The sequence below is a fragment of the Marinobacter zhanjiangensis genome (assembly GCF_014651935.1).
Classification (GTDB): Bacteria; Pseudomonadota; Gammaproteobacteria; order Pseudomonadales; family Oleiphilaceae; genus Marinobacter; species Marinobacter zhanjiangensis.
This window is the reverse complement of record NZ_BMXV01000004.1, coordinates 425,026-437,280: the sequence shown is the minus strand read 5'-3', so window position 1 is coordinate 437,280 and position 12,255 is coordinate 425,026. Positions and strand designations below refer to the sequence as shown.

Annotated in this window: 9 protein-coding genes; 3 read left to right on the top strand and 6 right to left on the bottom strand. The window is 54.5% G+C overall.

Features of this window, described 5'->3' with window-relative positions; genetic code table 11:
- The first annotated feature begins 93 nt into the window (after nt 1-93).
- Together IE079_RS11030 and IE079_RS11025 are read left to right on the top strand one after the other, a co-directional pair.
- Nucleotides 94-741, top strand: a complete 648-nt coding sequence (locus IE079_RS11030; protein ID WP_189576327.1) for a YagK/YfjJ domain-containing protein — start codon at nt 94-96, stop codon at nt 739-741.
- Nucleotides 742-912: 171 nt separating this feature from the next.
- Nucleotides 913-1,275: a helix-turn-helix domain-containing protein gene (locus tag IE079_RS11025; RefSeq protein ID WP_189576324.1), complete on the top strand. Its 363-nt coding sequence runs from the start codon at nt 913-915 to the stop codon at nt 1,273-1,275.
- Between the two features lie 267 nt (nt 1,276-1,542).
- On the opposite strand, the gene cfa is transcribed toward IE079_RS11025, so the two are convergent.
- From cfa to IE079_RS10990, 6 genes are all read right to left on the bottom strand, one after another.
- Complete coding sequence (cfa, locus tag IE079_RS11015; protein WP_189576322.1) at nt 1,543-2,697, bottom strand: cyclopropane fatty acyl phospholipid synthase; 1,155 nt, start codon at nt 2,695-2,697, stop codon at nt 1,543-1,545.
- A 118-nt stretch (nt 2,698-2,815) separates the two neighbouring features.
- Nucleotides 2,816-3,703, bottom strand: a complete 888-nt coding sequence (locus IE079_RS11010; RefSeq protein ID WP_189576321.1) for a universal stress protein — start codon at nt 3,701-3,703, stop codon at nt 2,816-2,818.
- Nucleotides 3,704-3,716: 13 nt separating this feature from the next.
- The gene (locus tag IE079_RS11005; RefSeq protein ID WP_189576380.1) at nt 3,717-5,204 is read right to left on the bottom strand and encodes a SulP family inorganic anion transporter; all 1,488 of its coding nucleotides are present in this window, start codon (nt 5,202-5,204) and stop codon (nt 3,717-3,719) included.
- A gap of 82 nt (nt 5,205-5,286) precedes the next feature.
- The gene (nhaB, locus tag IE079_RS11000) at nt 5,287-6,792 is read right to left on the bottom strand and encodes a sodium/proton antiporter NhaB (protein WP_189576318.1); all 1,506 of its coding nucleotides are present in this window, start codon (nt 6,790-6,792) and stop codon (nt 5,287-5,289) included.
- Between the two features lie 294 nt (nt 6,793-7,086).
- Entirely contained in the window at nt 7,087-9,168 is a 2,082-nt protein-coding gene (locus IE079_RS10995) for a HelD family protein (protein WP_189576316.1), read from the bottom strand.
- Nucleotides 9,169-9,186: 18 nt separating this feature from the next.
- Nucleotides 9,187-10,824, bottom strand: coding sequence for a peptide chain release factor 3 (locus tag IE079_RS10990; RefSeq protein ID WP_189576314.1), 1,638 nt, complete (start codon nt 10,822-10,824; stop codon nt 9,187-9,189).
- Nucleotides 10,825-11,014: 190 nt separating this feature from the next.
- Here IE079_RS10990 and IE079_RS10985 point away from each other — a divergent pair, with 190 nt between their 5' ends.
- Nucleotides 11,015-12,235 (top strand): MFS transporter, encoded by a 1,221-nt coding sequence (locus IE079_RS10985; RefSeq protein WP_227712448.1) that lies wholly within the window; start codon nt 11,015-11,017, stop codon nt 12,233-12,235.
- Nucleotides 12,236-12,255: the final 20 nt, after the last annotated feature.

The window sequence follows — 12,255 nt, the reverse complement described above, 5'->3', positions numbered from 1 at the left end:
CTGGGAGGAGAAAGCTATCGACTGAAGCAGAAATCTACAAGCTAGACTATGAAAGGTGGGTCAATTTTATTGGCCAAAGGTGGGTCAAAATAAATGGCCATTGACACTTACGAGTGCAACCGCAACCGGCGTAACAGCCGCAACAACTACCAGCGCCTGTACGAGCTGATCTCGGCCCTGTTTCAGCGCCACAGCCGCCTTCAGGTGTTACGGGTGGATCTGAGCTACACCGAGTACGATAGCCCGCACATAGACTACGAGACGGCGCGCCATCATCGTGAGCAGCTGTGTCGTATGTTTACGACTCATCCTTTATTCACTCACCTGCTTGGCTACGCGTGGAAGCTGGAGTGGCAGCCTAAGAAGGGCTTCCATTACCACATGCTGTTCTTTTTCGACGGTCACCAGTGCCGGGAGGACATTACCCAGGCTCGACTCATCGGGGAACTGTGGACGCAATCAGTCACAGGCGGACAAGGCCTGTACTACAACTGCAATCTCGACGCCGATAAAAAATACCGCTACAACGCCATGGGGCCTACCGAGTACCACGACTTTGAGAAACAGCGAGGGCTTGACAAGCTGGCTCGCTACCTGACCAAGATCGATGAATACGCGGCCATGCTGGTCACTGGCCGTACCTTTCAGACCAGCCGAATGCCTACTCCGCCGGAGGGGCCTCGTGTCGGTCGTCCTCGCCAATCGGAAGCGGCCTGGTCTTACGGTGACGTTAACCCGTGATCCAGAAACCCTAGTGGATGTTCGCCTATGGTATGACTCCGTCCGGCGTCCACGTAAAAACTCCCTGATATTTGACCTTCGCCTAAGTCGATGGCCGGAAATCATCCCCACTCGGAATAACGGCCTGCCCTCCTGGGAGCAGGCCCTTTTCGTTGATTCACCTGGAGATCCATGATGTTCAGTCGCCCCTTCCCCCAAACCATTCACCCGCAAGCCAGAGAGCCGGCGGTGGACGATTCACATACACTGTCTGAGCTGTTGCCCCGGCAAACGGATTTCACACCACAGGACGAAGCTGACATTCGCCTGACTCAACTGGAGGCAAACGAACCCAAGCGTCAGCTGATTCGGGACGCCCGTGTGCTGTGTAAGCAACGCAAGATTACTCAGGCACAGATGGCCAATGAGATCGGGATACCGAGGCGTACACTAGAAGAATGGCTGCAGTTCCGGCGAATACCAAAGTCGCCTGGAGAGACCTTAATTCGTCGTTGGGTGGAGGCCTATTCAGAAGAGCTTCCCAGCTCGGCCTAAACACCCTACTTTCAGTCTTCTCGACTTGCTCCTCCCCAATTTTGGAAGCGGGTTGAACGGGTTATGCCGGATTACGAACGGAGGAAGGACTGGTTGGCTGAGAATGGTATTGAGGTGGGAGGCATTACATAACCTCCCATTTTATGAAGCTATCCTTGTGCAACCGAGCGCCTCCAGCAAGCAGGAGCTTTTGGAGCAGGCTTGGACACACCGAGCGGGACTGATCTACCTCGATGAGGAGATTTGAGCCCCCGAAAACGAAATAACTCAAGTCACCCTCGGATAGACACCTTCTACACCATCTTTTGCCAACACCCACTGCCAAAGCTGGATATCTCTTGCCCGAAAGGCCCCGGCACAAGAAAGTAGATAGTAACGCCACATACGGTAAAAACGTTCTCCGAGTTCCTCTCGAAACCGGGGCCAAGCCTGCTCAAAATTTTCATGCCATGCCATCAGCGTTTTATCGTAGTCAGCACCAAAATTATGCAGGTCCTCCACCACAAACAGTTCATCTACCGAGTCACCAATCTGGCCGATGGAGGGCAGTTCGCCGTTCGGGAAGATGTATTTATCGATCCAGGGGTCCGGGTAGGAATTGCGCAGATTCTTACCAATTGTGTGTAAAAGGAACAAACCACCAGGGTTCAGGCACCGGTGGGCCACGTTCATGAACGTGCGATAATTTTTGGAGCCGACGTGCTCGAACATGCCAACGCTGGCAATCCGGTCAAACTTTTCATCAACGTCCCGGTAATCCATCAGCCGGAAATCCAGAGAAAGGTGAGGATAGTTGGCTTTGGCCCAGTCAGCCTGCTCCCTTGAAATGGTCACGCCAACCGCGTCGACCCCATAATGTTCGGCGGCATAGGCCATGAGGCTGCCCCAGCCACACCCGATATCAAGAAACCGCATTCCCGGCTGCAAGCCTAATTTCCGGCAGATCAGGTCCAATTTGGCAACCTGAGCTTCTTCCAAATTGTTTGCGTCTTTCCAGTAACCACAGGTGTACGTCATGCGCGGATCCAGCATGGCACCGTAGAACTCGTTTCCCAGATCGTAATGGGCTTCTCCCACCTCCCAGACACGACTTTTGGTCTGCAGGTTCAGGTATTTTGCCCGGATAATGTGGGAAAGAATTTTCGAGGGCTTGATCTGATCAGGAAGCTTCGCACCAAGCAGTTTGCAAAAGAACTGATCCAGTTCGTCTACTTCCCAGGCACCATCCATATACGCTTCGCCGAAACCCAGGTTGCCATGAGCCATCGCGGCCTCTGGTACGCCATGGGCATTGAAACGGATATCCCATGGCCGGGACCCACCGATCCTGATATCAGCCTTCGCAAGCAAATCAGCTGTGAACTGATGGGTTTTGTTGTCAGCATCAAAGAAGGCAATTCTGGGTGTTGTCTCATTCATCATTAACTAGTTCCCACCATAATAAGATGATAATAGATGGTGAGCCCTGCGAAAACGGCGATAAATCACCGCTCCCGCTCCGGGCGCAACAGACACGCGCTTGCGACTTCAGGCTCGATAACTAGCGGAGAATAACGAGCGGTTTTTTTGCCGTTTCAAGCATTTTGGTGGTGGTGCTACCCACCAGAAACCTGCGGACGCGGGAGTGGCCATAGGCCCCCATGATCAGCACGTCGATGTCGTGTTCTTCCTGATAATCGTGAAGGGTCTGTTCCACGTCGCCATCACGAATCGCCAGGTGAACTTCCATGCCCTGGGCATTGAGGGCTTGTTTGGCATGCTGGAGCTGAGCCCTGTGTTCTTCGGTATCAGAACCGACCATCATCAGGTGAAAAGGCATGCCGTTGAAAACCGGGGTTCCGGCCAGTAGTTCGATACTCTTGAACGCCGTGGGGCTGCCATCGAATGCAAGCATGGCGCTACGGGGTTCTCTGAACTCGTCCGGGACCAAAAATACCGGCCTGTGAACGCTGCGAATCACGGTTTCCAGTTGGCTACCGACGTGGCGGCCAGCCGCAGCACTGCTCTCGCCATGCAGGCCCATAACGAACAGCCGGGACTCAGGCTCAAGGTCGACCAGAGAGCTTGCCAGCTCGTCATGACGCTGACGTTTGGTGGCCTTGTCGATGCCAGACGCCCGAACGCGCTTTTCAGCTTCATCCAACAGCAGGTGGCCATGTTTCAGGGCCAACTTGCTGCGCTCCTCATCCAGACTGACCAATTCCTCCAGTAGCTGCTCTCTACTCCCAAGACCAATGTTGCCAGTCATGTCCGTCTTGGCCGGATATTTTTCTTCATCTATCACGTGCAAAAGCATCAGGGGCACACCCATGCGAAGGCTTGCCCAAGCTGAGTAATCACAGACCGCCAGAGCCGCTTTGGAGCCATCGATGCAGGCGACCACATGGAGAGGTTTCTGAACTTCGGTATCGCGCTTTTCAATTGTCATAGCTTCAACTCCGTTAGTGGGCCATCAGACGTTCTACGGCATCGGGTTTGTCGTGGACGCCAAATCGATCGACGATGGTGGCGCTGGCCTCGTTCAGGCCAATGACTTCAACTTCAGCACCTTCCCGGCGGAATTTAACTACCGCCTTGTCGAGTGCGGCCACCGCCGTGATATCCCAGAAATGAGCACGGCTCAGGTCGATCACCACGTTGTCTGTGGCTTCCTTGAAATCGAAGGACTCGGTGAATTTTTCGGAAGAGCTGAAGAAGACCTGCCCGACCACGTTATAAGTGCGGGTATCAGATTCCTCATTGTAGTCCGAGGTGACCAGCATGTAGTGGCCGACCTTGTTGGCAAAGAACAGCGCCGCGAGAAGCACACCAGCCAGAACACCGTAGGCCAGGTTATGGGTAGCTACGACCACGATCACAGTCACCACCATCACGATGTTGGTGGAAAGCGGATGCTCTTTGAGATTCTTGATAGAGCCCCAGCTGAAAGTACCGACAGCCACCATGATCATTACGGCCACCAGCGCCGCCATGGGGATCTGCACCAACCACTTGTCCAGCACCAGAACCATCAACAGAAGAAACACACCAGCTGCGAGGCTGGAAAGCCGGGTACGACCACCGGATTTAATGTTGATGATGGACTGGCCAATCATGGCGCAACCGGCCATTCCGCCGAGCAGGCCTGAGCCAATATTGGCAATACCCTGACCTTTACACTCGCGGTTACGATCGCTTTTTGTATCAGTCAGGTCATCCACGATGGTTGCCGTCATCATTGACTCCAGCAAGCCCACTACGGTGAGTCCCACTGCGTAAGGCAGAATTATCATTAAGGTTTCGAGGTTAAGCGGCACTTCCGGCCACAGGAAGATCGGCAAAGTATCTGGCAACTGCCCCATGTCACCTACCGTGCGGATATCCATGTTCAGGTACATGGCGACGCCGGTCAGCACCACAATGCAGATCAGTGGCGACGGCAGAGCACGGCCAACCAAGGGAATCAGCGGGAACAAGTAGATAATACCAAGGCCCGCAGCGGTCATGGCATAAACATGCCAGGTCACGTTCATAAGTTCCGGCAACTGGGCCATAAAGATCAGGATTGCCAGGGCGTTCACAAACCCGGTAACTACCGAGCGGGATACAAAACGCATCAGCGCGCCGAGCTTGAGAAAACCGGCGAGGATCTGCAGCAAACCGGTGAGCAAAGTCGCGGCTAACAGGTATTCGAGGCCATGCTCTCTAACCAGAACAACCATTAGCAGAGCCATCGCGCCGGTTGCGCCGGAAATCATGCCTGCCCGTCCGCCTACAAAGGCGATGACGACCGCGATACAAAAAGAGGCATAAAGGCCCACTTTCGGATCTACGCCAGCAATAATGGAAAAGGCAATGGCCTCGGGAATCAGGGCAAGGGCCACGACAATGCCGGCGAGCAAGTCGCCCCGCACGTTAGAGAACCAGGTCGTTCGTAGACTGCTGAGCATAGTTGAAAATCCGGTTAAAAAGTTTAAAGGAATAAGGGCGCATGCGTACCTTTTACCTGCGTCTTTTCTTGTTATGGGACTATTACAAAAACTGGATGACGGATAACAGGCCAACGCCGCCAAGCACCAGAGTGTAAGGAAAGGCCATGACAACCATTCGTCCGTAGGACAGCCGCACGAGCGGTGCAATTGCAGAGGTCAGCAAGAACAGGAATGCAGCCTGACCATTGGGCGTGGCCACGCTGGGTAGATTTGTGCCGGTGTTGATGGCCACGGCCAGATCCTCGAAGTGTGCCTGGCTGATAGCGCCCGCATCCAGCGCCTGTTTGATTTCGCTGATATAGACCGTGGCTACAAATACATTGTCACTGATCATGGACAACAATCCGTTGGCTACGAAGAACATTGCAGGCTGCTGCGCTTCCGGCTGAGTCAGTACAAAATCGATCACTGGCTTGAACAGATGTTGTTCGTGAATGACTGCGACTACGGCAAAGAACACAACCAGTAACGAGGTAAATGGCAGGGCTTCCTGGAAGGCTTTGCCTATCTGGTGCTCATCGGTTACCCCGGTGAACGAGGTAATCAGAATGATCACCATCAGGCCAATAAGGCCCACCTCGGCAATGTGAAATGCCAGTCCGATAACCAGAATCACCGCCGCAGCAGCCTGCACCCAGAGGGCGGCCTGATCAGCCTTGGTGCGTTTTTTCCGTTCGTTGTCGGCGAACTCCTCCAGCACCTGGCGCACCGGCTTGGGCAGGCGGGCGCCATAACCAAACCAACGCAGCTTTTCCAAAAACCAGCAGGTCACCAAACCAGCAACCAGAACCGGCATGCTGATTGGCGCCATACGCTGGAAGAATTCGGCAAAGTTCCAGCCCACGGTTTTGGCAATCAGCAGGTTCTGGGGCTCACCGACCATGGTGGCGACACCGCCCAGGGCAGTGCCGATAGCACCGTGCATCAACAGACTGCGCATGAAGGCACGAAACTGAACAAGGTCTTCCCGGTGCAGTTCAATAACATGCTCATCACTCTGGGCATTATGATTGGCGTGGTGGTAGCCCCGCCCGGAAGCAACCTTGTGGTAGACCGAGTAGAAGCCGACAGCGACGGTGATGATGACGGCCGTCACTGTCAACGCGTCCAGAAACGCTGACATCAAAGCCGCAGCCGCGCAGAACAGGAGTGACAGTGCTGACTTGGAGCGAACCCCCACCAGAATCTGGGTAAATGCAACCAGCAACAGCTGCTTCATGAAATAGATACCTGCCACCATAAACATCAGCAGCAGAATCACCGGAAGGTTAACCACCACCTCCGCGTAGACCGCGTCCGGCGTGGCCAGGCCAATGATCAACGCCTCGACGGCAAGGAGCCCGCCTGGGAGCAACGGATAGCACTTGAGCGCCATAGCCAGGGTGAAAATAAACTCACCCACCAGCAACCACCCTGCAGCAACCGGCCCCATAAACCAGACCACCAGTGGGTTAATCAGCAGGAACAGGAGAATGGTTTGCTTGTACCAGACCGGCGCATTGCCGAGAAAATTGTGGGTAAAGCCGGAGATAACCGTTTTGGGCATTGTCTGACAACCGCAGTTCCGTTAGCGAAACACTGAGACAAAGGAATCCATGCGCCCAAACACGGCACAATGAATAGAGGTGTAAACCTTGCTCAACAGATAAATCGAGGGAGGGGGTACAACTTGAACGCTAGGGCGGAAGGATCGTCACAGTCTGGTTTCAGTATCGTCTGGTGAAATGGGGTATTGCCTAATTCAGGGCGCGCAGTCTACCAGAGTTGGCAGTAAAAGGTAAGCTAACCAGGTGAATCTTCTTAGACTACTAAGGAAGTTCGCGAGAGGGCTGGCGCTGGATTACACCGGCGCCAGCAACCCCGTAACCTCGCCAGTCGCTGTCAATGTCAGCCGATGCATGGCCCGCGTACAGCCCACATACAGCAGATTCCGATCCATGTCAGTGAAATAATTTGCCTGACCCACTTCGGGCAGAATCACATGGTCGAACTCCAGGCCCTTGGCCAGGTGGGCCGTACAAACGATCACGCCCGGCGCAAAGCTCTGGCTGTCCTCACTGAGTAGCTGCAAACGGTCACTTTCTCCTTCCAGCGCTTTATGCATTCTCCTGGCCTGCTTCTGGGTCTTGCAGATAATGCCAAGGGTATTGAACCGGGAATTCTCAAACTCCTCAATTCGGTCCTTGATCGCCGCGATTTCCTTCTTCCGGGTGTTGACGCTGAGCACTTCCGGCTCGTCACCATGCCGCTCGATGATTTCCAGGTCCGGGTTCGGAGAAATGCGCTGGGCAAACTGGGCAATCTCGTAACTTGAGCGGTAACTTTTGTTCAAGGTCACACAGGTGGCATCCCGAAATGCCGTGCGTATATCGTCGGTCGCCGACGAACTGTATGGGTTCACCGACTGATAAGCATCGCCGAGGATGGTTTTCTTGCAGGAAAACAGTCGGGCGATAACGGCGTACTGTACCGGCGTGTAATCCTGCATTTCATCGATCAGCAGATGCTTCACGCGTCGATAAGGTGAACGGACGCCCTCAAGCCGCATCTTTAGATAGATCAGCGGAAACACATCGGCGTATTCAAGCCTGCCACCTTTTGCGGGCTTGAACATCTCTGGCTGATCCGCCCAGTCGAAAAACCGCTTGTAGGTTTCCCGCAAAGTGGACTGTTTAACCATACCTTTAATGGCAGCCTTCAACTCCTTGCGTTGCTCGGGCATCAAGTCGTAGTTGTACTGGATGCCTATTTTCTGTTCCATTTCTCTGGCTACCTGGGCCACCCGAGCTGTGGTATCCAAGTTTCGGTGCTTTCGAAAGGTCTCTTCCAGCAACCAGCCTGGCACCAGACGACGAGCAATCCACAGGTCCTCGCTGGCAAACCGGTTCTTTTCAACTTCATCGGCATAGCGCCCCAGCTGTTTCAGAAAGTCGGGGCTGGCCTTGTAGCGCAGTCGACGCTTCACCTCTTCGTCATTCTTTTCGAGCAGCTCAGCCGTCTGCTCAAAAAAGCTCTGGAACCGGTACTGGTCTTTCAGCAGCTCCTTGGCCAGGGTTTCCATGCCAATCTCATTGACGGTTTCCTCACCCAGCTCAGGCAGAACATTGGAGATGTAGTCTGCAAATACGCTGTTCGGGGAAATGATCAGAATATCTTCTGAGGTCAGCGTATCCTTGAAACGGTATAGCAGAAAGGCGATACGATGCAGGGCGATGGAGGTTTTGCCGGAGCCGGCTACACCCTGAATGATCAGGGTTTTTGCCTGGTCATTGCGAATGATCGCATTCTGGTCCCGCTGGATGGTTGCGACAATGTTTTTCATGCCATCGTCTGTGGCGCGGCCGAGCTCGTCCTGGAGCACGTCGTCCACCACGTTCACGGCGCTGTCGATCATCAGCTCAATCTGGCCGTGACGGATACGGAACTGACGCTTCAGCTGTATATCACCACTGACTTGACCGTCTGGCGCCTCGTATTTGGCAGGGCCGGTTTCATAGTCGTAAAACAGGGATGCGATCGGGGCGCGCCAGTCAAAGACTACGTGCTCCTTGTCGACTTCATCGTAGAAATGATGCACGCCGATGTAGACAGGCCGGGCCTTCTCGTCACCCTCGGCGTGGAAATCGAAACGCCCGAAATAGGGGGATTTGCGCAATTTAACCATCCGCTTGCGCTGGCCGAGAACGAACTCACCGGTAGTCACTGACTGCTGGATTGAGTCTCTGGTCGAGATCTTTTCGATGTGATCCATCTCGTCACGGCTGTTCCAGAGGTATTCCTTCTGCGACTGGATATCCTCCTGATAGGCCTGAAGGCGATCATCAGCCTCTTTTAACGCGCGTTCTAGGCGGAACTGGACCGATTCCAGTTGACGCGCTTCCTCCAGCTTGGCCATGGAAGATTCAACGTTCATGTTGCTCATGGGTGTCACTTACTCCGCTCAGGCAGCCTCAAGTCCGCGATATTCGCGAGTGGTGTGGAAGGTTACGCTCGGCCATTTTTCCTGGGCAAGCTCCAGAACTTGCCGGGTTGGCGCTAAAAACGTAAGGGAACCGGAGGCATCCCGCGCCAGGCGTCGATGGTTTGCACGCTCGAATTCTTTTAGCATCTGCTCAGTTTCCGCAGTTACCCACAAAGCCTTGTGGATGTTCACCGGCTCAAACGTGGCGTTCACCCCGAACTCGGATTCCAGTCGCTGGGCTACGGTCTCGAATTGGAGGATACCCACGGCACCCAGCATTACCTCGCCGCCGTCCAGGCGCTCGAACACCTGGATCGTGCCTTCCTCGCCCAGCTCCTTCAGGGCACGCTTCAACTGCTTGGCCTTCAATGGATCTTTCAGGCGAGGAATCCGGAACAGCTCCGGTGAGAAATAGGGGATACCGCCCAACTCCAGATTTTCCCCCTCCGTAAGCACATCACCGATTTTCAGGCGGCCATGGTTCTGGATGCCGATAATGTCGCCGGCAAAACCCGTTTGCAGTCGGCTTCGGTCACGGGCCATAAAGGTGATGGCCTGGGAACACCGGAATTTCTTGCCGGATTGCACATGCTTCATCGAAATGCCATCGAAGTACTGCCCGGAACAGATGCGGACAAAGGCAATCCGATCCCGGTGTTGCGGGTCCATATTGGCCTGGATTTTAAAAACGATGCCGCTGAAACGCGTTTCATCCGGATACACGGTTCGTGTTTCTGCAGCCCTGGGCCGAGGAGCAGGAGCCCATTCCACAAGTGCCTTGAGGATGTCCTGAACACCGTAGTTATTGATTGCCGAACCGAAGAACACAGGCGACAGCTCGCCGGCCAGGAATCGATCGACATCAAACGGTGTACCGGCTCCGTTGACCAGTTCAATTTCATCCAGAAAGGCTTCGTGTTCGATCGGGAATTCAGCCTTCAGGGCCTGGTTGTGAACACCTTTGTAAATCTCAGTCTCGGTGTGCACGTGATCTTGTCCAGGATCGAAGCGCACCAGTTGGTCATCGTGAACGTTGTAGACTCCGGCAAATCCCTTACCCATGCCCAGAGGCCAAGTGACCGGTGAGCATTCAACGCCCAACACATCTTCAATCTCGTCAATCAGCTCCAGCGGCGGGCGCACTTCCCGGTCCATTTTGTTGATGAACGTAATGACCGGCGTGTTGCGGGCCCGGCACACTTCCAGCAGCTTTATGGTCTGGGACTCCACACCCTTTGCTGCGTCGATTACCATAAGAGCAGCATCCACTGCCGTCAGTACCCGATAGGTATCCTCGGAGAAGTCCTGGTGGCCGGGTGTGTCGAGCAGGTTAATGACGCAACCATCGTGCTCAAACTGCATGGCGGCACTGGTAACGGAAATCCCCCGCTGTTTTTCCACCTCCATCCAATCGGACGTGGCGTGCTTACTGCTCTTACGGCCTTTGACGGTGCCGGCGGACTGGATGGCGCCACCAAACATCAGTAGCTTTTCGGTGAGCGTGGTCTTACCCGCGTCGGGGTGGGAAATAATGGCAAACGATCGGCGGCGCTGAACCTCTGAGCGAGTGTCAGTCGAATTATGCACCGCCGATGCGGCAACGGATTTTGTGCTCATGAGATAAAAATCCCCTGTACTAATGAACCAGATTGGGCAGGACGGGTCGGTTCAATACAGGGCTAGGGCGGACAGGTGCCCGCTAGTGGAGGTAGTGCGATTTCAATGAAAAGATGATGTAGCATAGGCTAAGCCTAACAAACCCTACCGCAGTGGTCAAAAACCGCTCAATAACCAGACAGGCTATTTGGTGATTTTTCCGATATTCATGCGAGAAAACCCGAGATTGGCAGTATTTGCGTTATTAGCGACAGCGTCTTCGGGCTTTGGACAAACATTCTTCTTCTCGGTATTCGGCAGTGGCATTCGTGAAACTTTTGCCCTGCAGAACAGTACCTACGGACTTATCTACAGCCTGGCCACACTCGCCTCGGCAATCCTGCTCCTCAAGCTCGGTCCCTTGGCGGACAGATGGTCCCTCAGTCGCATTACCATCCTGGCAGTCTCAATTCTGGCAGCCGGGTGCATGATCATTGCAGTGGCCCCCCACTGGCTATTACTCATACCCGGTTTCCTGTTGGCGCGGCTCGGAGGCCAAGGGCTCTTGGGACACATCGGCTTAAGCACGGCTGGCCGGTACTTCGAAAAGAATCGTGGCCGGATTATGGCTCTAACGGCGGGCGGCTTTCCCATTGCCGAAGCCATTCTGCCGCTCTCAGCCGGATTGATCCTCGCGACCAGCGGCTGGCGAACTCCCTGGTTGGTTGGCGCTGGTATTCTGGTAGCCATACTCCTTCCTTTATTGCTCTTCCTTTCTCGTCATGCGGCACATCCAGTCTCACTATCCCGAGGTAATGCAGACGAATACGATGCCCAGAAGGAACACCTTGCGTTCAACCGCCGTCAAGTTCTGAGAGATCCTGGCTTTTACCTCATTCTGCCAGCGGCACTGATTGTGCCGTTTACGATAACCGCCGTACTCTTTCATCAATCGGCGTTCGCTGAGATTCGAGGGTGGACAACCGAACAGGTTGGCCTGGCGTTTACCGGGTTTGCAGCCGGCCACATCGTTAGTCTGTTCTTTGGTGGCCCACTAGTGGACCGGATCGGTGCGCAGCGGGCACTCAGCTATGGCCTGACTCCCATTTTCTGTAGCATGCTGGTGCTAGGCCTGACGGAATTTGCCTGGACACCCAACCTGTACCTGGCCCTTTGCGGTATCAGCCTCGGGTTCATTGGCGCAGCAGGCGGCGCTATCTGGCCTGAGCGCTATGGGGTTCGTCACATTGGCGCAATCCGTTCCGTGGCGCAGGCGAGCATGGTATTTTCCACGGCCCTATCACCGATTCTTGTGGGTGTCCTGTTGGACGTTGGGGTGGCAACCACTGGCATTGGTGTTCTGTTTGCGGTACTGGTTCTTGTTAGCGCAGTTCTTGCCCAGATGGCAGTCGCGCCGAAGCAAGGGGGCTGACAGGCACGAACAATACGAGG